Here is a 23172-nt window from a genome sequence, read left to right as displayed (position 1 = left end):
CTTCTTTATCATAGTTGTTAGATTAGCAATGTAACATCTTATCGAAAATCATACGTAAAATAAAAAAGACACTTCGCTCGAAGTGTCTTTTTTATTTTAGTGATATCCTTTAGCAGAGTCTTTATGAATTTTATTTTTAAATATGCTGTAGCTCCAAAGCTGATATCCAATAACGATTGGTACCATGACGATTGCAACGAAGAACATAATTTTTAAGTTTAATTGACTACCAGCTGCGTTGTATAACGTTGTACTATAAGCGTCGTTAATACGAGATGGTAACATTCTTGGGAACATACCTGCAAAACCAGTTGTCATAAACATTGCGATTGTTAAGCAAACGAATGTGAATGCAAGGCCGATTTTATGTTTGTACACCATAATAAGTGTGAGTACACTCATTAACATTGCAAGTACTGGAAGAATGAATAGTACAGGATATTCCGTGAAGTTTTGGAATAAATTTGTACGATTTGCAGTTGCGACATAGAAAATAGCTAAAATGATAGCAGCTGCCATTGAAAATGGTCTTGCGATTTTATAAGCACGATCAGATACTTCGCCAGTTGTTTTAATCATAATCCAAAGGGCACCAGATACGACGAATATAGCAGTGAAGAAAAGACCACCTAAAATACCATAATGGTTTAGTAAGCTAAGTAAAGTTCCTTCATAACCATCTTTTCCGATTTGCAGCCCGTAATACAGGTTAGCGAATGTAACGCCGAATAAGAAGGCGATTAGGAAACTACCAATTGTAAATGCCCATTTACAAGTTTTTTGCCAAATTGATGAATCGTCTTTATGCATAAATTCAAGTCCAGCGGCACGAGCAAATAGTGCAAGTAATACTAAAAACAGTGGTGTATATAGGTAACTAAACATATTTGCATATGTGATTGGGAAGGCAGCAAATGTTGCACCACCAGCTGTAATTAACCATACTTCATTACCACCCCAGAATGGACCAATTGCTTCTTGTAATTGATTTTGTTCTTGTCGGTCTTTCGCAACGAATGGGAAAATCATCCCGTTACCGAGTGCGTAGCCATCAAGAATGAAGTAAACTGTCCAAATTACGCCCCATAAACCGAACCAGATAATTGCAAGCATATCATGAGACATGAGCTGTACCTCCTTCAGTAGCAGGCTCTTCTAATGCAGCAGGTCCTTTTTTCGCGAACTTTAGCATTAAGTATGCATCTGCGATTAAAAGTAATGTGTAGAACAAGATTAAACTAATTAAGGAGAACCAAATTTGTGGAACAGATATAGGTGATACAGATTCCGCTGTACGCATCAGTTTATATACTGTCCATGGTTGACGACCTACTTCGGCAACAATCCACCCAGCGTTAATTGCGATATATGGTAGTAAAACAGACCACATTGTGATTTTTAAATAACGTTTTGAGTTTTCTAGTTTTCCTTTTCGGTTTAAGTAGAAACCGTACCAAGTTAATGCCATAAAGAACATACCAAGTGCAACCATTAAGCGGAAGCTATAGTACACGAGGTTAACATTTGGACGTTCATCTTTCGGAATATCTTTTAAACCAACAATTTCGCCATCAAATGAGTTTGTGTAGAAGAAGCTTCCTAGTTTCGGAATAGTAAGGAATTCAAAGTTTTTTTCGTTTTTTACATCAGGAATTTGAACAATCGAGAATCCTTGTCCTTTTCCAGTTTCCCAAACTGCTTCCATCGCAGCTCCTTTTGCTGGTTGATATTTAGCAGCTGATACACCGGATTGATGGCCCATAAATGGTGTAATTGTTGCGGCGAATAAACCTAACATTAAACCAAATTTAAATGATTTTTTGAAGAATTCCACTTCGTTTTTACGTAGTAAGTGATATGCACTAATTGCCATAACGAAGAAAGCACCGACAATATAACAACCAATTACAGTATGGAAGAACATGTTCCAAGCGTATGGATTTGTAACAAGAGCCCAGAAGTCATTTAATTCAGCGCGGCCATTACGTACTACATAGCCAACGGGTTTTTGCATAAAGCCATTTGCTGTAATAATCCAAAGGGCAGAAATATTTGTTCCAAGTGCAACCATCCACATACAGAAAGCACGGAATTTTGGTGAGATTTTGTCTTTACCGAATAACCATATTCCCATGAAAGTAGATTCTAAGAAGAAGGCAACGAGTGCTTCGATTGCGAGAGGTGATCCGAAAATATCCCCCATATATTTGGAGTACTCAGACCAGTTTGTTCCAAATTGGAATTCCATCGTAATCCCAGTTATAATCCCCATTACGAAGTTAATTGTAAAAAGTTTTCCCCAGAAATTTGCCATTTTGCGGTATGTTGGATTCAATGTGCGGGCGTATTGAGTTTCCATACATGCTACTAAAATAACAAGTCCGATTGTCAAAGGTACAAATAAAAAGTGATAAAAAATAGTAATTGCAAATTGAAAACGACTTAGTAACAGAACGTCGGACATAATAAATATTCACTCCTTTTTTACATTATCTACAATCAGTTTATAGTGAAAAAATGTTTAAAGTATGTGAGACTTGTTACAAAGGTGTGTGTATATTTTGAAAGAATTATGTCGATTATCTGAAAATATCCTATTTTTACTATAAAGCAATATCCTTTTTGAGTTTTTCAAATTTTGGTACACTACATATGTAATGTAAATGAGAGAAAAGAGGGTTCTTTACTATGAAGTCATTAGAAGAGATTTTACAATACAATGAAAAATTCGTTGAAGAGAAAAAATACGAAGAGTATGAAACAGGAAAATTTCCAAATAAAAAAATGGTAATTATCTCTTGTATGGATACTCGTCTTGTTGAATTATTACCGAAAGCAATGAATATGCGTAACGGTGATGTGAAAATTATTAAAGTAGCAGGCGCTGTTATTTCACATCCATTCGGAAGTATTATGCGTAGTATTTTAGTCGCTGTATATGAGCTTGGAGCTGATGAAGTATGTGTTGTCGGTCATCATGATTGTGGTATGGCAAAAATTCAAGCAAGCAGTACAATTGAAAAAATGAAAGAGCGCGGCGTAACAGAAGAGAAATTAGATACACTTCGTTATTCTGGAATCGATTTAGAAAGATTCTTACAAGGGTTCTCTAGTGTAGAAGAAAGTGTAGAACATAGTGTGTCAATACTCCGCAACCATCCGTTACTTCCGGAAGAAGTACCTGTTCACGGTCTTGTTATAGATCCTGACACAGGAAAATTAGATTTAGTTGTAAATGGTTACGAAAATTAAGAATTTACTTTGTCATCCTTTTTATCTGGGACAGGATCAAATCCTCCTGGATGGAAAGGGTGACATTTTAATATACGCTTACATGTAAGCCAAAATCCTTTGAAGGCACCGTGTTTTTGAAACGCCTCTAATCCATAATGAGAGCAAGTCGGATGAAAGCGGCACGTTGGCGGTGTCATCGGAGAAATGAACTTTTGATAAAAGCGTATAATACCGATAAAAATCTGTTTCATAATGGTCTCCTTTTCAGCATAGTCTTAAAGTATTATAGCACGACAGTACATAATTCTTTACTAATGTTGATTTCCGTTATATCATATTGGATATAACGGAATTAAATTAAAAGCGGGAGAGATGTTGTATGCCATCAGTAGAAAGCTTTGAATTAGACCATACGATTGTAAAGGCACCTTATGTAAGACATTGCGGAGTTCACAACGTAGGTAGCGACGGTATTGTAAATAAATTTGATATTCGTTTCTGCCAACCGAATAAACAAGCAATGAAACCAGATGTTATTCATACGTTAGAACATTTATTAGCATTTAATTTACGTAAATATATTGATCGTTATCCGCATTTTGATATTATCGATATTTCACCAATGGGTTGCCAAACAGGATATTATCTTGTGGTAAGCGGAACACCGACGGTTCGAGAAATCATTGATTTATTAGAACTAACATTAAAAGATGCGGTTCAAATTACAGAAATTCCAGCTGCAAATGAAACACAATGTGGCCAAGCGAAGCTTCACGACTTAGAAGGAGCACAACGCTTAATGAACTTCTGGTTAAGCCAAGATAAAGATGAACTTGAGAAAGTATTTGGATAAGAATGAAAAACTGCCTGTGAAAGGGCAGTTTTTTTATTTTGTTAAGAGAAAACTTGCTCTTCTTTTATGAAAGTATACTAGACACTCCAACATATAAAATAAAGACAGAACCGAGAAAATAAACAAATGCTTTTGCTTTTTGCTGCTCTTTTATTTCATCAATTCCAAAAAGGATAAACATAATACTTAAAAGGATAAATACGAATGGTAAAAGCATAGGGAGATTTGCAAAGAGGTTAAGTAGAGCGAGAATGAGGGTAATAGTAGCTATTATAATTCGAAAGTTTTTTAACATGAAATCCTCCTTTAGAAGAACAGTATAAATGGAATGACAAAAATAATGGTAAACATACTTAAACCGATGCTAATAGCTCCAATTTGCTTTTACTGCTTTTGAATCATCTCAATTCCTACTAAAATGCCATACAAATGGTAGGTGAAAAGATTTGTATGGCATTGTAAATGTACTGTATAAACATAGAATCAAAGTAATAAAAACGATGATTAGTTGTATTTGTTTTATGTGCATTTTAGCCCCTTTTAAGTAGAAAGAGTTAGTTACCTGGAGATAATAATTATAATAGCGACGATTAAAGTAAATACGCCAGAAAAGAAGGAGAGTGTACTATGTACTTTCTTTCCTTTCTGTTTTTCTTCTGCGCTCATGATGAAAGTCATAATAGATAAGGCAATAAGAATATAGGGCATCGTAACAAGCGGGTTTGTAGATATTCCATATAGAGCGAGAGAGATGACAATAAGAGCGGATATGATGCGAAATGTTTTTAGCATAATACCACCTATCTTCTTGTAGTTTTAAATTAGCCTTCAATGTAATAACAGTTCGTAGTTGGTATTTAAAGTTTCATTCTACATGTAACGAAGGTAGTTCGATATTACAATGAAGAGCATAAGAATAGAAACGAAAAAATGCGAGATACCCATTGATTTTCTTCCGGATTTCAGTTCATTAATTCCTAGAAGAATAAAGAAACAACTGAGAGCAAATTGCATGTATGGGAGAAGTGTGAAATTATTGGTAGCAAGACAATAAGTGCAAAGAGAGATTGTGAGAAGCATGAAAAAATAGCGTATTCCAGTTAGCATCGAATTCCTCCTTTAAAGAGACTATTTATCGAAATATTTCTGAGAAGCCAAGAAATAAAGCAACAGCTCCTGCTAACAGAGCAAGTATGCTACCACCTTTTTGCTGTTTTAAGATTTCCTCTATACTAATAATGAAAGCCATCCCCCCTAAAAAGATGAACATATAAGGCATGATTTCCCTATTACCAGTAAAAAAGCTATAGATTGCTATAGATAAAGCAATAAGTGATAAAGTAATCCGTAATCCTTTCAGCATAAAAGACCCTCCTCTATTTTATGTAGGTAATGATAAAAACAAGCCAAATGAAAGCTCCAGCAACAATGCAAATAAATCCGGTTCCTGAATCCTTCTTTTTTATTTGCTCAATTGAGATGAGAAACATTAAAGCTCCTAATAGAAATTGTGAAAGTGGTAGAAAGTTATTTTGACCTGTCAGTAAACTAATAGCGGATATGATGATGACACTGAGTGCGATTAAAATGCGTAGTATATTATGAATGCTCTTTACTGTTTTTTGTATAAGGGTTATTTTCTGGTTTATCAATCGAATGTTTGTAAGAATAGCCTTTATTAATCGTCATAACGGAGAGTACTAATACGATCAGTACGATTATAATGCCGATAATTAATATTTTGAGCATGAAATCCCTCCTTTTCTTTATTTTACATAATTTTGTAATTGATGAAAACAATAGAAATTAAAAGGATGAAAGAAGGGTGTTACATGGAGAATAAAAAAACATATTATATATCAGTTGGAAATGGTCAAATTTCGCAAGTGAAGACGGCGGATACGTATAATTTTGAAATTTATGCAAATGACGAAGAGATTACGGAGTTAAGAGAGTATTTTGATCAAGCGTATGAAGAGGACTTAGGTTCGTATGTACGCTCCCACGTTCCATTCGTTGAGTATCATCACGATTCGAATAATGATCGATATGATGAACAACTACAAAAAGCATATAAAATGATTTATGATCTAGGGAATCATGAAACGAAAGAATTAGTCGCACAAATGGGAATAATCAATGGATTGTAATTGGATAATATTATGCAGAAAAGCGAGAATATGCTACAATTTGTGGTAGGAAAAACTTGTAATCATCAATAGGGGAGTAATGGCATGTACAAATTTAAAGATTATTACCACAACACTGTACAATTATCGTTTGAACGTTACCCATTTTCTCCTGAGCCAAAGCATGTTTGGGTTGTATGCCGGTACGGGGATCAATGGTTATTAACGCATCATTTACGCCGTGGTCTTGAATTTCCAGGTGGTAAAGTAGAACTCGGGGAAACACCGGAAGAAGCGGCAGTTCGAGAAGTTCATGAGGAAACCGGCGGCATAGTTTCTGATTTAACTTACTTAGGGCAATACAAAGTATCCGGAAAAGACAAAATAATCATTAAAAACATTTATTTTGCAACAATTAGTGCGGTAGAGCAACATACGCATTACGAAGAAACGAAAGGGTCTGTGTTATTAAAAGACATTCCTGATAATATTAAAACTGATAGAAAATTTAGCTTTATTATGCGCGATGATGTATTAGCGCGTACGATGAAACATATAGAAGAAATCGGCTGTTTTACGAAGTAAAGTGGCCGGTTTCTTTTTTTGTGTTCAAAATAAATGTAAATATATCTTTACATTTATTTTGGGTATATTATACAATTTTGTAAAGGTGTATTTACGTTTTAGGAGGGGGAAAGATGGATAAAAGAAAAGAAACGACTGTTGCGGTTTCGATGGTTAAATTAAATTTCTATGCATTTCTTATAATATTTGTTTTGGCATTTGGAATTAGTTTTTTACATGCGCTTTTTTCAGGCGAGTTTCAAATTGAAATTACATTGCCGATTATGTTTCTTTTGATTATTGGAATGATTATTCTCGTTTGTATTCATGAGGCAATACATTTAATTGGATTTCGCTATATCGGAGGTGTTCCGTGGAGTGAACTAAAATGGGGCGTCAATTGGAAATTAGGTGCTGCATATGCTCATTCTAAACAGGTGATTACAGTAAAGCAAATGAAGACAGTGTTAATGCTTCCGTTTTTACCAACTGGAATTTTACCAATTGTATTGGGATTAGCTATGAATCTGGAGCCACTCTCATTTTTAGGGATTCTACTAACAGCAGGTTGTATCGGTGACATTGCTTTATATAAAAAAGTTTCAAAGTTTCCAGATGATGCGCTAGTTAAAGATCATCCGAGTAAACCGCAGTTTACAGTATATGAATAATAAAGGAAGAGGAGGCGTTTTTGAAAAATGGCCTCTTTTTGTTTGTCAGCTTTTGTCGGTAAGCCGATGTTCCTTGGCGAATCGCTGATAAAGTGAAATTTCATTTACTATCGTCTTGTTTTTCTCTCCGCTCCTAAAAACGAAAGCACTTCTAACAAATCATCCACCACACGTGAATGTTCAAAGTCACCCCAAAATAAATCTCTCTTCCAAACGCCAAGAATCCCTACTTGTTCAGAACCAAGCACATCATTTTCTGGATGGTCTCCAACGTAAAGGCATTCTTCTGCTTTTACGTTTAGCTTTTGTAAAGCACGTTCGAAAATCTCAGGGTGAGGCTTTTTAATTCCTTCCGCTTCTGAAACAAGAATCGTGTTTGTATACGTATGTATGTTTAGTGCTCGAAGGTTGTTCATTTGAAAATCAGTAAAGCCGTTTGTAATAATACCGATTTTAATGTTTTGCTGAGTTAGTTGTTGAAGTAATTCATGCATGTTTTGGAAAGGAATACAATGATGTTGGAAGTTTGTAATGTAGTCGTGCAGCAGTTGCTCTTGCGTTAAAGTGGTAATGTTGTATTCGCAAAGGAGAGTGGAATATACCTTATCTTTCCATGTGTAACCATTATTGTCGAGTTCGAGAAAACGAGAGCAGTACTCGAATTTTTCTATGTTTATCAAATGAAAGGCGAAGCGATTATATTGATCACGAATAAATTGCTCTAGAGATTGGCGACGATCTAATAGTGTTCCATCTAAGTCAAATAAGATTGCTCGAATCATGGGAAACCTCCATACAGTTTTTATAATTAATTATCGCATATTCGTTAAAAAATGATTATGATATTTTTGTAGAATGGAATAATGGAGGTGCGTATGAAGAAACTGTATGGCAAGTTAGTGTGTTTTATGATTTCAACGGGCTTAGTAGCTGGATGTGATATGTCGGAGCAAACTTCGAAAAGAGAGAAAAAAGATGTGTGCGAAACGACAGAAGAATGCACACAAATAGGTGATAAAACACTTCAAAAAGTATATAAAAAGATAGATGGACTTTCAGAACTTGAAGTACTAGAGGATTATGATTTAGAAGGACATTCAAGTAACGATATGAAAGAAGCAGAAATGAAAAAAAAGGATGATGAAAATTATTTCTTTTTAGCTTCTTATTATATTGATGGTGATGAAATTGTAGATCCTTATTTCGATAAACTAGATCGCAAACGATTGAATAAGGCTTTTGCGGAGGATAAGGACGCGAAAGAAGAAGTATTAAAGCAACGTCAAGATAGGGATTATCATGAATCGTTATGGGAGATGTATAGCACGCTTATTCCTGCTAAGTATCGCACTGACATAAAAGAGTTTGATATGGTAACAGATGGATACGATGGAATTGTGGCTCATGTTATGCCGAGTATGGAGTATCCGAAAGAGTGGACCATTAGTTTAGATACGCTTGATTCTGCAGTAAATATCGATCAAGTGATGAAAACATTAATACATGAGACGGCTCACGTATTGACACTGGGACATAAACAAATACCAGTAAATGAAAAGTACTTAAAGGCTTTTGAAGAAGATAAAGATATTTCATCATACCAAAATAAATGTAAATCTCTTTTCTTACAAGAAGGATGTGCGAAGGAGAGCTCTTATATAAATCAATTTTATAATTCTTTCTGGAAACCAATTGACCAGGAGTGGACAGAAAAGAAAGTGGAAGAAAGCGAAGAAGCTCAAATTGAATTTTTTAAGGAAAAGCATGGTGAGTTTGTTTCACTGTATGGAACGACAAATGTAGCGGAAGATATCGCGGATACATTTACAGCGTTTATTTTACAAGATTCAAAAAAGGTGAAAGAAGGAACAGAATTAAAATATAAAAAAATTGCCTTCTTCTATCAATTCCCCGAGCTTGTAAAAATGAGAGCGGAAGTGTTAGTGGGATTATATGATGTTTCGAAAACGATGGAACAACCAAGTGGACATTAATGCGAATTATGTGTTCGATATATTTTAGCCAAGGGAAAACGTGAAGAATTATAGTTCTTTGCGTTTCTTTACGTTTATAAAATTGAAAATTCTGTCTTTTTTTAAAAAGAAGAAGGAACTGAATCATTAAAATAGAATTAGTATAAAAACGTCACAAATTAGACACAATTATAATGCGCATAGTATAGGGGCTATAAGTTTACTCTCGAGGAGGTAATGAAACGTATGAAAACGATTCTTGCTGTTGCTGGTCTCATTTGGGTAATGTCTCACGGTTTTCCGATTTTTGAAGGGGAGCAAATTCGTAGTGCATTAAATAAAGAGTTTAATGATTATCATATTATTGATCGAAAAGATAATGTCGTTACGGTGCGTGTGAAAGATTGTTTCCATACAGTTACGGTTGCTAATGGGAATGTTACAGATGATTCGAAAATGTGTGATAAAAGGTAGAAGAAAGAAGCTGACTCTAGCGTATCGCTCTAAGTCAGCTTTTTTTTCGTTTTCCAATAAGGAGTTTTTCAAATGCCTCGACAAATACATACATAAGAGTTGCGAGGACACAAGTGAGCAATACACTGAGTAAGACGAGTGTGAAGTTAAAGACTTGGAATCCGTAGCTAATTAAATAGCCGAGCCCTTGTTTAGAAACGAGGAGTTCCCCGAAAATAACACCGACCCATGATAAGCCAACATTCACTTTTAACGTTGAAATAATTGCAGGGAAAGATGAAGGGAGAATAACGTGCTTATAGCATTGCCATTTATTTGCGCCAAATGTGTCCATGACCTTAATATAGTTGGAATCGACTTCTTGAAATGCGCTGTAAATAACGAGAATGGTAATGATGATGGAGATGATTACCCCCATTGCGATAGAGGATGAAATATTTGGACCGAAAATAACAATGATGATTGGACCGAGTGCAACTTTTGGCATTGCATTTAGGACGACGAGATAAGGATCAAGTACGCGGGCCAAAAGTGGCATCCACCAAAGGAGAGTAGCAATAATAGCTCCGAGTATAGTTCCGAGAATGAAGCCTACTCCTGTTTCAAGTAATGTCGTCCATATGTGGACCCAAAGTGAACCGTCAATCCATTTCGTTAAAAAGAGATCCCAAATACTTGAAGGAGAGCTAAAGAGTAAAGGATCAATCCATTCTTTTTTACTAGCTATTTCCCATAGTGCAAAGAAAAGAACAAGAAGTACAAGTTGTAAAGAGCGAGCTAACCATGCATGTTGTCTTTCTTTTTTTCGAAACTGTTCATGTAGTTGTTTTATATTATCCAAGTCGTTCCAGCTCCTTCCATATTTCTTGGAAGAGGGATGGGAAGTCATGGTGGTGGCGTGCTTCTAACGGCGATAAGGAACGGATACTTTCTGGGACGATGAATGTTTTTGCAATTTTTCCAGGGTTCGCCTGCAGCAAATAAATACGATCACTCATCGCAATTGCTTCTTCAATATCATGTGTCACAAGTAGGGATGTTTTCTTATAGTTACGTAGTAATGTGAAGACGAGATCTTCTAGTTTTAATTTTGTTTGATAATCAAGAGCGGAAAATGGTTCATCTAACAATAAAATTTTTGGGTCGGTCGCTAATGTTCGAACGAGTGCAGCACGTTGGCGCATACCACCGGATAGTTCACGAGGGTATTGCTGTTCTATATCATATAGGCCGACTTGTTTTAAAAGCTTTAATGTATGTTCTTTCGTATTTTCATCATAAACCTTCCGAATATGAAGTCCGAGCATAATATTTTCTTCAATTGTTTTCCACGGAAACAAGTAATCTTGCTGGAGCATATAGCCCATAGAGGGGGTCTTAGTTGTAATCGGTTCACCATCTAAAAATACGATACCTTCAATTGGATCGAGTAGACCTGCGATGATGGAGAGGAGCGTTGTTTTTCCGCAACCACTTGGACCAAGGATTGAAATAAATTCGCCTTCTTCTACTTGCAAACTCATATCTTCAAGAATAAGTTTGGCATTTTCTTTTGCAAAAAAGCAGTGAGAAACGTTACGTATTTGTAAAAAGCTCATACACTTCGCCTCTATTTCTTAATAACGCTTTCGGCAATTTTTGTATTGACGAGCGCTTCATGTGGAACTTCTTTTTGTAATTCACCAGATTCTTTCATAATCGTTTGGAGTTGTTTCCATTCTGCATCATCTAATAATGGATTTGTCGCATAAGAATGTTGTTTTTTGTAGCGCTCAATTACTTTTACTGAAATGTCTTTTGAAGTGTCTTTAAATAGTGGTGAAACGGCATCGGCAATCTCTTCTGGACTATGTGTATCAACCCATTGCTGCGCTTTATATAGTGCGCGCGTGAATTTTTCTGCAGCAGCTTTATCTTTCTTTAAGAAACTTTCTTTTGCCATAAACGTTGTATAAGGAACAGTACCAGATTCAGCTCCGAAAGACGCGACGATATAACCTTTTCCTTCCTTTTCAAGTATACTTGCAGTCGGTTCAAAGAGCTGTACAAATTCTCCCGTACCAGATGCAAAGGCATTTGCAATATTAGCAAACTCGATATTTTGAATTAAGTTCGTATCTTTGCGAGGGTCAATGCCATTTTTCTTTAAAACGTATTCACCAACCATTTGCGGCATGCCGCCTTTACGCTGTCCTAAAAACGTAACGCCTTTTACGTCGTTCCAATTAAAAGAGTCTAATTTTTTACGGGAAACTAAAAATGTGCCATCTGTTTGTGTAAGCTGCGCAAAATTAATGACAGGATCTTTTGCTCCTTGTTGATGAACATAAATAGACGTTTCTGAACCAACGAGAGCAATATCAATTCCACCAGATAAAAGGGTGGTCATCGTTTTATCTCCGCCAGCTGTTGTTTGTAAGTCAATATTTAAGCCTTCATCTTTAAAAAATCCTTTTTCAATTCCAACATATAATGGTGCGTAGAAAAGAGAGTGTGTAACTTCGCCAACGCGAATTTTTTGAGCTTGTTCTTTCGTACTTTCCTTTGTACTACTACAAGCAGCGAATGTGAAAACAGCTAGTAACATGATGCAAAAAACGGTTATTAATTTTTTCACTATATGACACCTCCTAGAAGTCAATCTACAAGCATAATATGTAGGTAAGTGCCCATATGTGAGTATATATAGCAGGAATTTTTTGGGTAGTAAAGAAGTACAAATATAAGGGGTGATAAAATGGATTACGAATACGATGATAGCGTACATTTACATCTTGATTATTTCGGAACTGAATGTGATATGGAATCGATTGCTTATAAGAGGAAGCATGAAGACGTGTGGGATGTGTATTTTAATTTTGGAGTATACGGTCTTCAGAAAGAGGAGATAGAGACAGGTCGGTTTATGGACGAATATGCTGGTTATTACGTTTTTTCTGTACATGCTCGTGATTTGAGCTGGGAATTTGGAAGTGCTCAGTTTGAAGAGTGGGTTTTGAAGAACCATATAGTAGAAAGAACGCTTCAAAAATAGGGAAGAATTTCGTGGTTGAATTTCTCATCTTATTGTTTATTTTTGTAGTCGGATCTCTTATTATGCAAGTGCTCATTTACCGATTTGCAAAGAAAAATATTCATAAATACAAAAGATTGAAATTGGTTCATATGTGGTTAGATATGACTATGAAAAAGGGTCCGAGATTAGATTTTTTTGATTTTATCTTTATAGTAATCGTGTGTATCATATGGAAACTATGGATGCTTCCTCTTGTATAGTAAACATGCTAATCATCGTATCCTAATAAATAACGAGAAGAACCTGTCACATGACAGGTTCTTCTCTATTTGGAGCATGTAGTGTTACATGGAAAATCCAATGTATACGACAAATTACGACAAGGGGATTCATACACATTTGTTATTCTATTAAAGGTCATTATTTGTAATGTATATATAGGAGGATTTTTTAATGTTAAAAAAATTATTATTATTTTTACTTACGGGCTTATGTGTAGTTGTTTTAACAGCTTGTAAAGATGAAGAGGAAAAGCTGAAAGCAGCGGAAGAACAGAAAATAGATGAGAAGAAAGTTGAAGAAGGTAAGAAGATAGAAGAGCAGCAAAAAGCAGAGGAAGAAAAACGTAAGCAAGAAGAGCAGCAAAAAGTAGAGGAAGAAAAACGTAAGCAAGAAGAGCAACAAAGAATAGAAGAAGAGAAGCATAAGCAAGAGGAACAAAGAAAGATACAAGAGCAACAGAAAGCACAGCAACAACAGTCTGCAAAACAAGAAAAAACAACACAAGCAACAGGTGGGAAACCGACAAGATCACAAATTTCGGTTGGTTCACATGTAGTTATTCAATTGGATAAAGATTATAGTAAAACAGTGAGTGGTGTTGTGAAAGATATTTTAACAAACACAGAAACACACACGTACGGAATTAAAGTTCGATTACAAGATGGACAAATTGGCCGTGTTCAAAGTGTTGGGTAGTGAAAAAGAGATTTCCTTTCTTAGGAAATCTCTTTTTTCTATTCGGTATGTACAAGAGGTAACAGATGACATTATACGGAGGGTGTACATGAGAAGACGTTGTGTACATAATATGTTATGTTTATATAAGTAATATTTTATTACGGTGCGGGGTGAAATTAATAAACAGAAAAGAGGGAATGAATTGAGGTGTAATTTTTCATTTCATCAGCCAAGAAGAAGTATATTAATTTCAGCGATGTTAAGTGGCCTAGTAACCCTATATGTAATACCCACACTTTTCTTGATTTTAAAATATTTTAGTTTAGATACGATGAAAGATATGTTAAATCAAAAAATTGTCTTAAGTATAATGACAATTTTGATGTGGATTGTACTATTGTATGTTGCGCATTTGAATAAAGATATTGTTAATAAATTTAAACGGATTATTAGGATTTATATTAGAATGTTTTTAGTAGCGCATGTGGTTACTTTGCTTTTTATTTTTATGCAAAATAATATGAATCTCGTAAATACACTGAATTGGATTTACAATTATAACGCACAGTTTATATTTAGTTTAATTGTAATTTATGCGATATATGTTTTGGTGTATAACGTACTTGGGAAAGTTTTTTTGAGTACTATTTTGACAAGCATTTTGCTAATCATTTTGGCTATTGTAAATCACTTCAAAATTGTTTTTAGGGGAGACCCACTATATCCTTCTGATTTTACACAGATTGGACATATGCAATCTGTTATACCAATGGTGATGGATTATTTTAGTTGGGGTTATATTCTTCTCGTTATTGTAAGTGTTGTTGTCTGTATTTTGGCGGGTATGTATGTGAGGAAGTATATTCAAAATGTAAAAGTTCATGCAGGCGTACGAGTACTATTTATAATAGGATCCGTTTTTATTTTATATGTGTATGGTAATTTTACGAATACGTTTATGAATAAATGGTTTCAAAAGTCAGGTATAGAGTTCGTTTTGTGGAATCAAAATGAAAATTATGCTTCGAACGGTTTTGTGTTAGGCTTTATAAGTAATCTAGATACAACAGTTATTGAAAAGCCGAAAGAGTATTCAAAAGAAAGTATGCTTCAAATAGCAAACGATATAAAGAAACAATATAGTAGCAATATAGGGACGCAGAAGCAAAAAGAGAAACCGAATATTATTTTTGTAATGAGTGAATCGTTTTGGGATCCAACGAAGTTAACGAACCTGTCCTTTAGTGAAGATCCTTTACCGAATTTACATCATTATATAGAAAGTTTTCCGGGTGGACAAACTATTTCTCCTGCATTTGGAGGAAATACTGCAAACGTTGAATTTGAGGTATTAACGAGTTATTCAATGAGTTTGTTAAAACCAGGATCTATACCGTATCAGCAAGTTGTTACAAATAAGAAAGAAATTCCATCAATTCCTCGAGCTTTGAAAAAAGAAGGGTATTATACAAGTGCAATTCATTCGTTCGGTCGCTCATTCTTTAAACGGGATGACGTATATAAAGTGTTAGGGTTTGATAAGTTTAATGCACAAGATACGATGGAAAATGTAGAAGTTGATGGAGATTATATTAGCGATTTATCTATGAGTAAAGAGATAATAGCTGAATTAGAGAAGCAAAAGAAACCTACTTTTATTCATGCGGTTACAATGCAAAATCATTTTCCATTTACAGAAGGAAGATTTGGCGAAAATCAAATAGAGATTAGTGGTTTAGAGAATGAAGAATCGAAGGCTGAATTAGAGACTTATACAGAAGGTTTAAGACGTTCAGATGAAGCTCTTCAATATTTAATAGAGGAGCTAGATAATTTAGATAGACCTACATTATTAGTATTCTTTGGGGACCATCTCCCATCACTAGGAACAAATAAATCTCTTTATAAAGAGACTGGTTATATAACGAATGAAAAAACGCCAAGTGAACGATTAGCGATGGCGCAAACGCCGTTATTAATGTATGCAAATTTTGATATGCCAAATGACAATTTAGGTTTAGTAAGTCCAATCTATTTTTCAAATCTTGTCTTTGATTATGCTGGATTAAATAAGGTACCGTTCTATCAATTTTTATCGAAGTTATATGGAGAAATTCCCGTACTTCGTGATGAATTGAAGATAGGAAAAGACGGAGAAGCAATAAAAAGTTTAACAGAAAAACAAAAAGAAATGTTAAAGCAATATGAGTTTATTCAATATGACTTACTCATCGGAAAGCAATATAGTAAGGATATATTATTTAAATAGGCGACAAAAAAGAACTTGTATACGATACAAGTTCTTTTTTCATAGTATTTAACGGGATAACCAGACAAGCTAGGTTTAGGGAGTATTACTTGTACATTTAGTATAAATTAAAATAGAGTCGTTTTAATAATTGATTTGTGAGAAGTGTGTGAATTTTTCATCTAGTATATAATTGGACAATTTGTTTAATTTTAATAGAATCAGTTCCAGATTTGTTATTAATTTTTAGTTTGCAATTATTTGTTGTATGGATTTATAAACAGACAGGATATCGCTTCGTTACTATTTATGCGTTTAATGATGAACGTGCATATGTCTTACCGATTCTTTGTATGACGATTGTTCCAACTCTTCATTTTTTCCGCATTATCGTTTTATTTTTAATGGAAGAGAAGAATAAGCCATATGTGGAATTTGCTCGTGCAAAAGGTAGTTAAGAAAAAAGAATTTGCCGTAAGGGCAAATTCTTTTTTTACTGTAAAGGAACTATGAATTTAAAAATTTTATCAGTTCCTTATTTAATTCATCCGCTTGATCGATTGGAGAGCCGTGGCCACTATTTGTAAGAGGATATAGTTCAGAATTTTTAATTCGCTCTTTTGTTAGCTCAGCACTTTTATAAGGGATGAGTTGGTCGTGCACGCCGTGGAATATTTTTGTTGGAACGTTAATTTTACTTAAATCTTTCGTTACGTCTTCGTTCGCGGCTGCTTGCAAAATTTTGATGAGAGCGTATGAAGCGGATTGCATACCGAGATAAGAAAACCATTCTAGTGTAGCCGCTCCTAAGTTTCTATTAAAAAATGATAAAGATACATCACTTAGAAACTTAGGTAAATTTACATACATTTGATTAATAAGAGCATCTGCTTGTTCTTTCGGTACGCCGTAAGGGGATTCTTGGTTTTTCACGAAAGAAGGAGAGACAGCATCCACTAATGCAAGTTTGGAAATACGACGCCCATCATATCGTGACATATACCGAATAGAGAGAGCGCCACCGACTGAGAAGCCGACTAACGTAGCATTTTCTATTTGAAGTGCTTCTAATACAATTGCGATATCATCAGCTAAACGATCATAAGTGTAACCAGTCCATGGTTTATCAGACTGTCCGTTTCCTCGTATATCCATGGCGATGCAGCGGAAACCATGTTGTGGTAAGATATTAAATTGATATTGGTACATTTGATGATTTAAAGGCCAGCCATGAATGAAGAAGACAGGTTTACTTCCAGGGCCTGGGTTAATATCCTCAACAAAAATGTGTACATCTTTTTCAACTGTAACGAACATGATGTATCCTCCTCATGCATTTTAATAGGCTCTTTCCCAAAATCGCTGTTTTGTCATTGCCTGAATAAATTCATTTGCAAGTAAGGTAGGGTTTTGTTCTGTTATAACGCCAGGTTTTCCTTCGATGTTTAAAGATTGAACAATAGTAGTTCCATTTTGGAAAGCGCCAATTGGCTTAAAGTGATTATACGATTCTACGACGAATGAACTTGCCTTGTTAAGAAAATGATCATTAATATTTCCGCCAATAAGAAGTAGCCCATCATAAAGAAGTGGTGACCCTGTTAAGAAAGTATCATTCACTTCCCACTGTCCATTTTGAGAGCCTTGCACAAAACCTAATTGTTCGGAAATAATAACGGGCTGAAGACCGGCTTGTTTGAATTGATTTATAATATATTGTGCGTTTTGACCGTCATATCCGTTTGCGACAATGACGCCTACTCGTAATGTATTTGGGCTGAATGTTGTATGTTCCATACTTAGTGCTGGTGAGGATTTTGTAACATTTGATTCTTGAACATTTGGCACTGTTGCCCCGACTGCTTCAGCTACTAAAGTAGCTAATTCTGTACTTATATGACCAATCATACCTACGACTTGTTGGCGAACTGATTTACTTTTTACTTTTCCTAATTCAAAGGAAAAGGCCTGCATAATATGGATTTTTTCGACGTGGCTCATACTATTCCAAAATAAACGGGCTTGTGAGAAATGGTCTTTAAAACTAGCGGCTGTTTCTCTTGTTTTATGTCCAGAAACAGTAGAAGGATATGTAACGAAACCGCCTTTCGTACCAGGTACAGTAAAGGGAGAGTTATTAGCTAAAGAGTTATTATGGTAAGCGACTTTTCCTTTATCAATTATATATTTAGACGCACCATCTCTTTGATTGTTATGAAAAGGACATACTGGACGATTAATCGGTAACTCTTGATAGTTTGTACCGACGCGTGCTAATTGTGTATCTGTATAAGAAAATAGTCTACCTTGTAAGAGAGGATCATTTGTAAAATCGATACCGCGGACGATGCTTCCAGGGTGCAGTGCGACTTGTTCTGTTTCCGCAAATACGTTATCAACGTTCCGATTTAACGTCATTTTTCCGATGATTTTAACAGGGAAGTCTTCTTCCGGCCAAATTTTCGTTGCATCTAATATATCGAAATCGTATTTAAATTCGTCCTCTTCTTCTAAAATTTGCACGCCAAGTTCGTACTCAGGGTAGTTTCCAGCATTAATATTTTCCCATAAATCACGGCGATGATAATCTGGATCAGCGCCGCCTAGTTTTTGAGCTTCATCCCAAATTAACGAGTGAACGCCAAGCTTTGGCTTCCAGTGGAATTTTACGAATCGTGACTTTCCATGTTTATTAACTAAACGAAATGTATGAACGCCGAACCCTTGCATCATTCGAAAACTTCTCGGAATTGCGCGATCCGACATAATCCACATCATCATCGCAGCTGATTCTTGATTATTGGCGATAAAGTCCCAAAAAGTATCGTGTGCTGTTTGTCCTTGGGGAATCTCATTATGTGGCTCTGGTTTAAGGGCATGAATAAGATCCGGAAATTTAATACCATCTTGAATGAAGAAAATCGGAATGTTATTACCCACTAAATCGAAATTTCCTTCCTCTGTATAAAACTTAACAGCGAATCCTCGTACATCTCGGTTCGTTTCATTTGCACCTTTTGATCCAGCAACTTCAGAAAAACGAATAAAAATAGGTGTCTTTTTAGATGGGTCTTGTAAAAAATGAGCCATTGTTAAGTCTTCTAAAGAATCATATAGCTCAAAAACACCATGTGCTCCGTAACCGCGGGCATGAACGACTCTTTCAGGAATTCGTTCACGGTCAAAATGAGCGAGCTTTTCTCGCATCAGGAAATCTTCTAAAAGTGTAGGACCACGATCGCCGGCGGTTAAAGAGTTTTCATCATTTGAAATTTTGACACCCGTATTCGTTGTCATCTCTTTTCCTTCATTGTTTTTCGTAAAGGATTGTAACTGTTCTATCTTCTTATTTTCACGACCGTCCATATAAAGCACCTCCCATATTATACGTATTATTGTTCATGGTTTTTATGCTTACATATGGTGTGGGGAAGTATATTATCTATGGATTTATTTTCCTCATTTGTTCAATTTATCTTTGTTTGTCTATGGAAATCATTTATTATAATAAATGGTATTCTTTTGAAGGGGTGTTGAAGTGGAAGAGAGTTTTCTATCAGCTAAAGAAGAAAAGAAAAACGCTAAGATTTTCTTATGGGTAATACATGTTATTTTAATTGTATACGAGGTTGCATACGCGATTATATTAGAAGATACAATGCCTTTAGGAAATTGGCATAAAGGGATATGGAAGCTTGCATATATTATGGCTATATTAGGTATTAGTGTTTACTTATTTGAGAGAGAAAAAGCATATTTAGTTAAATATACATATTTATTTGCATACATGATCGCAGAGACTTTTAATATTGGATGGTATGCTTTTCATAATACAATAGCATTTGATGAAGGGAATGTAATTGAATATATTTTCATTTTCTTCGTGCCGATCTTTTTGAGTAAAAGATATTTATTTGTCCTAGCGCCATTCCTTATAGGGAAATATATGATATACCTATTTGTATTTGGAGAACTTAACCTGTTTATGTCTCTTGTTATAAATATGGTGTTACTTTTCGTGTCATTTATTATTTTAAATCGATTTTTACAATATCTTTCAGCAGTAAAGGGACGTATTGCAGAGGCAAGTCAGTCACAAAAATTGGCGGTTATCGGAAAAATGGCAGCGACAGTCGGACATGAAATTAAAAACCCACTTGCTTCATTAAAAGGGTTTACACAATTACAAAAAGAGAAACACGAAAAAGATGCAACATATGAACAAATGATTCTCGAAATCGAAAATATGAATAATATGATTAGTGAATTAATGGAGGTTGCTACATGTAAACCTTCTGTTTATGAAAAACACATTGTAAGTGATGTTTTAGTACAAGCGGTAGAAAACATGCGCGGAAAAATGAACGAGTTAAATATAAATTACACCTTTAATGAAGAGCAAAATAGAAGTGAAATTGAATGTGATAAACGCAAATTAAAAGGAGTATTTTTGTATGTTATTAAAAATGCTTTAGAGGCAATGGAACATGGCGGAATATTAAAAATACAAGTTGAAAATAAAAAAAGAGATTATGTAATAGTAAGTATAGTAGATAGTGGTTTTGGGATAAAAAAGGATAATTTAGGACGAGTTAAGGATGCTTTTTATACAACGAAGCAAGATAGAATTGGATTAGGTCTTACGGTAGCAGAGCGAATTGTGACAGAGCATCTTGGAGAATTACACATTTCTAGTGAAGTAAAGAAAGGAACGAGAGTAGAAATACTGCTCCCGAAAAAATGTGAGCGCAATGTGACACAAGATTAAGAGGTGTTGTTAAAGGAGTTATCATATGGAAAAAGGCAATATATTTGAAAAAGAAGAGATAAAGGCATTAATAATATTTTTAAGCTTATTCTTCGTTATATTTTTTGCGTATGATTTTGCTGAAAAAGCTATTGTCCTTTTATCAGATAAAAATCAAAAACTAGCAGATGCTTTTGGAGAAGGATTAGGTTTATGGCTATATAGTTTGATGGTTGGATTATTCTTTATAGGACTTTATTTTATGAAATGGAAAAAGCCGTATATTGTGAAGTATATTATTTTAATTGGCTATAATATATTGGATTTTATTAATAACTTCATTATTTATTATGGAGGTGATGCGGAATTTGATGGCGGGAATATAGTAGAAGGATTCTTTATTTTATTTGCACCGATATTTGTGAATAAGAGGTACTTTTGGTTAGTTGCCGGAACTATTGTTGGAAAATATGCACTTATGGGATTCGTTGTTCAATCCTTTATTGTTCTTATCCCCATAGCATTATATAGCGTGTTTGTTATTATATGTTGGATTATATTTTTAAGATTCCAATCTTACGTTCGTACACTTGAAATGATGGATAAAGAAATACGAAATGTAGAAAAATTAGCAATGGTTGGGAAAATGGCGACAGTAATTGGCGATAAGATTAGAAGACCGTTAGAAAAATTGAAAAAACTTGTGAATAAGCAAGCGAAAAAATATCCAGAAGATAAAATTTATAGTGAAATTATGAGACAGGAAGTAGAGCGAATTCATACAATTGCTACAGAACTAAATGGGTTTGAGAAATCTAAATCGGTAGAATCTGAAACGCATAATATTAAAGAAATCATCTCTTATGTTATCAGGGTTATGGAAAAGCCAGCTTTAGAACAAGGGATAAAAATGCATGCTATTTATAGTAAAGATATACCTTCAATTACATGTGATGAAAAACGATTGAAACAAGTATTTTTTAATTTAATAAAAAATGCGATTGAAGCAATGTCAGTTGGCGGAACTATTACTGTAAAAGTTATAGTGGAAGATGTGATCATTGTTCAAATTATAGATGAGGGATGCGGCATTCCGAAAGATAAAATTCCGAAGCTAAATGAAGCCTTTTACACAACGAAAGAAACTGGAACAGGCTTAGGATTAGTAGTTACGGAAAAAATTATTAAAGATCACCACGGTAAATTGAACTTTGAAAGTGAAGTTGGAGTTGGAACGACTGTTGAGATTATGTTGCCGATTTAATGATAGTGTAAGAGATAAATAGAAAACATCACTTAATCAAAAGTGATGTTTTTTAATTTATCTTGCGTTAAGATCCAATTGGTTCAACCAATAATCAGTAGGGAAGGGATCCCCTACTGATTAAAGCTTTTTCTATAGAGTACAGTTTAAATAGAGGTAATTAGAAAAATAGAGTATATAGCACTGTCAGTAATCCCAGGGCTAATATAAAGGCATAATGCGTCTCCTCTTGAAACTGGATTTCCAGTTGTTGTACTAGTCCAAATAACAGTGGCAGGTCCTGGTAAAGGGGTAGGGTCATACACTTGAACTAGCTGTGATCCAACGTCTGAAGGAGTAATAGTAAATGTGATTGTTCCAGTGATTTTAGCCGTAGTGGTAAAAGTAATAGTAGATATAACGTGATTAGAGGTAGGGGCGGAAAGGTTTGTTGGGATATTAGTGCAGATTTGAATTGTATAAACTTCTATAGGCAAATTATTTACATTTATAGATGCAGAAAAACCAGCTATATTTCCAGATCCAGCAATTACATAAGGAATAATATTGGAATCAACTGCTGGAGCACCTGCTATACGTTGAAACTCAGCGTTAGTTCCTTGGAAAAGGATGCTTTTTGCTGAACTGCTACCGGTGTGCCCAGTGATTCCGGTAGGTCCAGTAATACCAGTCGGTCCAATGCTGCCAGTAGGACCGGTGTTTCCGATGGAACCAGTAGAACCAGTGTTTCCGATAGAACCAGTAGGACCAGTAGCTCCGGTAGAACCAGTAGCTCCGGTAGAACCGGTGTTTCCGGTAGAACCAGTAGGACCAGTAGAACCAGTAGAACCAGTAGAACCAGTAGAACCAGTAGAACCAGTAGAACCAGTAGAACCAGTAGAACCAGTAGAACCAGTAGAACCAGTAGAACCAGTAGAACCAGTAGAACCAGTAGAACCAGTAGAACCAGTAGAACCAGTAGAACCAGTAGAACCAGTAGAACCAGTAGAACCAGTAGAACCAGTAGAACCAGTAGAACCAGTAGAACCAGTAGAACCAG

General features: G+C 35.1%; 29 protein-coding genes and 1 pseudogene. 14 read left to right on the top strand and 16 right to left on the bottom strand.

From position 1 onward, the window contains the following. Positions 1–96: 96 nt before the first annotated feature. Positions 97–1125: a cytochrome d ubiquinol oxidase subunit II gene (gene cydB / locus ABH960_RS21660; RefSeq protein ID WP_404448383.1), complete on the bottom strand. Its 1029-nt coding sequence runs from the start codon at positions 1123–1125 to the stop codon at positions 97–99. Next, positions 1115–2464 (bottom strand): cytochrome ubiquinol oxidase subunit I, encoded by a 1350-nt coding sequence (gene cydA, locus ABH960_RS21655; protein WP_404448381.1) that lies wholly within the window; start codon positions 2462–2464, stop codon positions 1115–1117. The genes cydB and cydA overlap by 11 nt, the downstream gene beginning before the upstream one ends. Positions 2465–2688: 224 nt before the next feature. Here cydA and ABH960_RS21650 point away from each other — a divergent pair, with 224 nt between their 5' ends. Further along, positions 2689–3252, top strand: a complete 564-nt coding sequence (locus ABH960_RS21650) for a beta-class carbonic anhydrase (protein ID WP_002089163.1) — start codon at positions 2689–2691, stop codon at positions 3250–3252. Here the strand turns inward: ABH960_RS21650 and yidD are convergent. After that, positions 3249–3485: a membrane protein insertion efficiency factor YidD gene (gene yidD / locus ABH960_RS21645; RefSeq protein ID WP_002112460.1), complete on the bottom strand. Its 237-nt coding sequence runs from the start codon at positions 3483–3485 to the stop codon at positions 3249–3251. The genes ABH960_RS21650 and yidD overlap by 4 nt on opposite strands. Positions 3486–3613: 128 nt before the next feature. On the opposite strand from yidD, the gene luxS reads away from it, so the two are divergent. Further along, positions 3614–4087, top strand: coding sequence for an S-ribosylhomocysteine lyase LuxS (luxS, locus tag ABH960_RS21640; RefSeq protein ID WP_001141371.1), 474 nt, complete (start codon positions 3614–3616; stop codon positions 4085–4087). 64 nt (positions 4088–4151) lie between these two features. Here the strand turns inward: luxS and ABH960_RS21635 are convergent, their stop codons facing one another. The 6 genes and pseudogenes from ABH960_RS21635 to ytzI all read right to left on the bottom strand — a co-directional run bounded on the left by ABH960_RS21635 (position 4152) and on the right by ytzI (position 5836). After that, complete coding sequence (locus ABH960_RS21635; protein ID WP_404448377.1) at positions 4152–4382, bottom strand: YczI family protein; 231 nt, start codon at positions 4380–4382, stop codon at positions 4152–4154. Between the two features lie 11 nt (positions 4383–4393). Further along, positions 4394–4616, bottom strand: a pseudogene (locus tag ABH960_RS21630) (hypothetical protein). A gap of 29 nt (positions 4617–4645) precedes the next feature. Next, positions 4646–4879 carry a hypothetical protein gene (locus ABH960_RS21625; RefSeq protein ID WP_404448375.1) on the bottom strand — a complete coding sequence of 78 codons (234 nt, stop codon included), beginning with the start codon at positions 4877–4879 and terminating at the stop codon, positions 4646–4648. 340 nt (positions 4880–5219) lie between these two features. After that, positions 5220–5450: a DUF3953 domain-containing protein gene (locus tag ABH960_RS21620; protein WP_002089156.1), complete on the bottom strand. Its 231-nt coding sequence runs from the start codon at positions 5448–5450 to the stop codon at positions 5220–5222. 13 nt (positions 5451–5463) lie between these two features. Next, positions 5464–5694: a DUF3953 domain-containing protein gene (locus ABH960_RS21615; RefSeq protein ID WP_404448453.1), complete on the bottom strand. Its 231-nt coding sequence runs from the start codon at positions 5692–5694 to the stop codon at positions 5464–5466. Next, complete coding sequence (ytzI, locus tag ABH960_RS21610) at positions 5687–5836, bottom strand: YtzI protein (RefSeq protein WP_404448373.1); 150 nt, start codon at positions 5834–5836, stop codon at positions 5687–5689. Before ytzI ends, ABH960_RS21615 begins: the two co-directional genes overlap by 8 nt. An 83-nt stretch (positions 5837–5919) precedes the next feature. Between ytzI and ABH960_RS21605 the strand changes: the two genes are divergently transcribed. The 3 genes from ABH960_RS21605 (at position 5920) to ABH960_RS21595 (ending at position 7451) form a co-directional block, all read left to right on the top strand. Further along, on the top strand, positions 5920–6237 hold the full coding sequence (locus ABH960_RS21605) for a hypothetical protein (protein ID WP_002089150.1): 318 nt from the start codon (positions 5920–5922) through the stop codon (positions 6235–6237). Between the two features lie 84 nt (positions 6238–6321). Next, positions 6322–6801, top strand: a complete 480-nt coding sequence (mutTA, locus tag ABH960_RS21600; RefSeq protein WP_002015736.1) for an antimutator 8-oxo-(dGTP/GTP)ase — start codon at positions 6322–6324, stop codon at positions 6799–6801. Positions 6802–6914: 113 nt separating this feature from the next. Then, on the top strand, positions 6915–7451 hold the full coding sequence (locus tag ABH960_RS21595) for a DUF3267 domain-containing protein (RefSeq protein WP_113938165.1): 537 nt from the start codon (positions 6915–6917) through the stop codon (positions 7449–7451). Positions 7452–7558: 107 nt separating this feature from the next. Here the strand turns inward: ABH960_RS21595 and ABH960_RS21590 are convergent, their stop codons facing one another. Further along, positions 7559–8233 carry an HAD family hydrolase gene (locus tag ABH960_RS21590; RefSeq protein ID WP_404448370.1) on the bottom strand — a complete coding sequence of 225 codons (675 nt, stop codon included), beginning with the start codon at positions 8231–8233 and terminating at the stop codon, positions 7559–7561. Between the two features lie 93 nt (positions 8234–8326). Between ABH960_RS21590 and ABH960_RS21585 the strand changes: the two genes are divergently transcribed. Then, on the top strand, positions 8327–9445 hold the full coding sequence (locus tag ABH960_RS21585) for a recombinase family protein (RefSeq protein WP_404448368.1): 1119 nt from the start codon (positions 8327–8329) through the stop codon (positions 9443–9445). A gap of 225 nt (positions 9446–9670) precedes the next feature. Then, on the top strand, positions 9671–9898 hold the full coding sequence (locus ABH960_RS21580; protein ID WP_002089142.1) for a hypothetical protein: 228 nt from the start codon (positions 9671–9673) through the stop codon (positions 9896–9898). 34 nt (positions 9899–9932) lie between these two features. Here the strand turns inward: ABH960_RS21580 and ABH960_RS21575 are convergent, their stop codons facing one another. From ABH960_RS21575 to ABH960_RS21565, 3 genes are read right to left on the bottom strand one after another with little or no spacing between them, the layout of a single operon-like run. Further along, a complete protein-coding gene (locus ABH960_RS21575; RefSeq protein WP_002089141.1) occupies positions 9933–10739 on the bottom strand; it encodes an ABC transporter permease in 807 nt (268 codons plus the stop codon). Further along, the gene (locus ABH960_RS21570; protein ID WP_002034467.1) at positions 10732–11496 is read right to left on the bottom strand and encodes an ABC transporter ATP-binding protein; all 765 of its coding nucleotides are present in this window, start codon (positions 11494–11496) and stop codon (positions 10732–10734) included. Before ABH960_RS21570 ends, ABH960_RS21575 begins: the two co-directional genes overlap by 8 nt. A gap of 11 nt (positions 11497–11507) precedes the next feature. Further along, entirely contained in the window at positions 11508–12515 is a 1008-nt protein-coding gene (locus ABH960_RS21565; RefSeq protein WP_002089139.1) for an ABC transporter substrate-binding protein, read from the bottom strand. 120 nt (positions 12516–12635) lie between these two features. On the opposite strand from ABH960_RS21565, the gene ABH960_RS21560 reads away from it, so the two are divergent. The 5 genes from ABH960_RS21560 (at position 12636) to ABH960_RS21540 (ending at position 16580) form a co-directional block, all read left to right on the top strand. After that, the gene (locus ABH960_RS21560) at positions 12636–12932 is read left to right on the top strand and encodes a DUF3986 family protein (protein ID WP_002034469.1); all 297 of its coding nucleotides are present in this window, start codon (positions 12636–12638) and stop codon (positions 12930–12932) included. A gap of 11 nt (positions 12933–12943) precedes the next feature. Continuing rightward, a complete protein-coding gene (locus ABH960_RS21555; protein ID WP_404448365.1) occupies positions 12944–13174 on the top strand; it encodes a hypothetical protein in 231 nt (76 codons plus the stop codon). A 193-nt stretch (positions 13175–13367) separates the two neighbouring features. Next, a complete protein-coding gene (locus ABH960_RS21550; protein ID WP_404448363.1) occupies positions 13368–13892 on the top strand; it encodes a YwbE family protein in 525 nt (174 codons plus the stop codon). A 184-nt stretch (positions 13893–14076) separates the two neighbouring features. After that, positions 14077–16143 (top strand): LTA synthase family protein, encoded by a 2067-nt coding sequence (locus ABH960_RS21545; RefSeq protein ID WP_404448361.1) that lies wholly within the window; start codon positions 14077–14079, stop codon positions 16141–16143. A 152-nt stretch (positions 16144–16295) separates the two neighbouring features. Further along, positions 16296–16580: an ABC transporter permease subunit gene (locus ABH960_RS21540; RefSeq protein WP_313897559.1), complete on the top strand. Its 285-nt coding sequence runs from the start codon at positions 16296–16298 to the stop codon at positions 16578–16580. A gap of 49 nt (positions 16581–16629) precedes the next feature. Here the strand turns inward: ABH960_RS21540 and ABH960_RS21535 are convergent, their stop codons facing one another. Both ABH960_RS21535 and ABH960_RS21530 read right to left on the bottom strand, forming a co-directional pair. Beyond that, positions 16630–17439 (bottom strand): alpha/beta fold hydrolase, encoded by an 810-nt coding sequence (locus ABH960_RS21535; protein WP_404448359.1) that lies wholly within the window; start codon positions 17437–17439, stop codon positions 16630–16632. A 21-nt stretch (positions 17440–17460) separates the two neighbouring features. Beyond that, on the bottom strand, positions 17461–19488 hold the full coding sequence (locus ABH960_RS21530) for a catalase (protein WP_404448357.1): 2028 nt from the start codon (positions 19486–19488) through the stop codon (positions 17461–17463). A 172-nt stretch (positions 19489–19660) separates the two neighbouring features. Between ABH960_RS21530 and ABH960_RS21525 the strand changes: the two genes are divergently transcribed. Further along, complete coding sequence (locus tag ABH960_RS21525) at positions 19661–20890, top strand: ATP-binding protein (protein ID WP_404448355.1); 1230 nt, start codon at positions 19661–19663, stop codon at positions 20888–20890. Between the two features lie 25 nt (positions 20891–20915). Then, complete coding sequence (locus ABH960_RS21520; RefSeq protein ID WP_404448353.1) at positions 20916–22133, top strand: ATP-binding protein; 1218 nt, start codon at positions 20916–20918, stop codon at positions 22131–22133. Between the two features lie 146 nt (positions 22134–22279). Here the strand turns inward: ABH960_RS21520 and ABH960_RS29565 are convergent. Beyond that, a partial coding sequence (locus tag ABH960_RS29565; RefSeq protein ID WP_483862330.1) for a collagen-like protein occupies positions 22280–23172 on the bottom strand: 893 nt, incomplete at its 5' end.

The sequence above is a fragment of the Bacillus sp. RC252 genome (genome assembly GCF_044909215.1).
Classification (GTDB): Bacteria; Bacillota; Bacilli; order Bacillales; family Bacillaceae_G; genus Bacillus_A; species Bacillus_A mycoides.
The sequence above is the reverse complement of the archived record's forward strand: the minus strand, read 5'-3'. Positions and strand labels throughout refer to the sequence as shown.

Coding starts and splice junctions, on each gene's coding strand:
- cydB (WP_404448383.1), bottom strand. CDS start 1,125: ATGTCTCATGATATGCTTGCAATTATCTGGTTCGGTTTATGGGGCGTA.
- cydA (WP_404448381.1), bottom strand. CDS start 2,464: ATGTCCGACGTTCTGTTACTAAGTCGTTTTCAATTTGCAATTACTATT.
- ABH960_RS21650 (WP_002089163.1), top strand. CDS start 2,689: ATGAAGTCATTAGAAGAGATTTTACAATACAATGAAAAATTCGTTGAA.
- yidD (WP_002112460.1), bottom strand. CDS start 3,485: ATGAAACAGATTTTTATCGGTATTATACGCTTTTATCAAAAGTTCATT.
- luxS (WP_001141371.1), top strand. CDS start 3,614: ATGCCATCAGTAGAAAGCTTTGAATTAGACCATACGATTGTAAAGGCA.
- ABH960_RS21635 (WP_404448377.1), bottom strand. CDS start 4,382: ATGTTAAAAAACTTTCGAATTATAATAGCTACTATTACCCTCATTCTC.
- ABH960_RS21625 (WP_404448375.1), bottom strand. CDS start 4,879: ATGCTAAAAACATTTCGCATCATATCCGCTCTTATTGTCATCTCTCTC.
- ABH960_RS21620 (WP_002089156.1), bottom strand. CDS start 5,450: ATGCTGAAAGGATTACGGATTACTTTATCACTTATTGCTTTATCTATA.
- ytzI (WP_404448373.1), bottom strand. CDS start 5,836: ATGCTCAAAATATTAATTATCGGCATTATAATCGTACTGATCGTATTA.
- ABH960_RS21605 (WP_002089150.1), top strand. CDS start 5,920: ATGGAGAATAAAAAAACATATTATATATCAGTTGGAAATGGTCAAATT.
- mutTA (WP_002015736.1), top strand. CDS start 6,322: ATGTACAAATTTAAAGATTATTACCACAACACTGTACAATTATCGTTT.
- ABH960_RS21595 (WP_113938165.1), top strand. CDS start 6,915: ATGGATAAAAGAAAAGAAACGACTGTTGCGGTTTCGATGGTTAAATTA.
- ABH960_RS21590 (WP_404448370.1), bottom strand. CDS start 8,233: ATGATTCGAGCAATCTTATTTGACTTAGATGGAACACTATTAGATCGT.
- ABH960_RS21585 (WP_404448368.1), top strand. CDS start 8,327: ATGAAGAAACTGTATGGCAAGTTAGTGTGTTTTATGATTTCAACGGGC.
- ABH960_RS21580 (WP_002089142.1), top strand. CDS start 9,671: ATGAAAACGATTCTTGCTGTTGCTGGTCTCATTTGGGTAATGTCTCAC.
- ABH960_RS21570 (WP_002034467.1), bottom strand. CDS start 11,496: ATGAGCTTTTTACAAATACGTAACGTTTCTCACTGCTTTTTTGCAAAA.
- ABH960_RS21560 (WP_002034469.1), top strand. CDS start 12,636: ATGGATTACGAATACGATGATAGCGTACATTTACATCTTGATTATTTC.
- ABH960_RS21550 (WP_404448363.1), top strand. CDS start 13,368: ATGTTAAAAAAATTATTATTATTTTTACTTACGGGCTTATGTGTAGTT.
- ABH960_RS21535 (WP_404448359.1), bottom strand. CDS start 17,439: ATGTTCGTTACAGTTGAAAAAGATGTACACATTTTTGTTGAGGATATT.
- ABH960_RS21530 (WP_404448357.1), bottom strand. CDS start 19,488: ATGGACGGTCGTGAAAATAAGAAGATAGAACAGTTACAATCCTTTACG.
- ABH960_RS21520 (WP_404448353.1), top strand. CDS start 20,916: ATGGAAAAAGGCAATATATTTGAAAAAGAAGAGATAAAGGCATTAATA.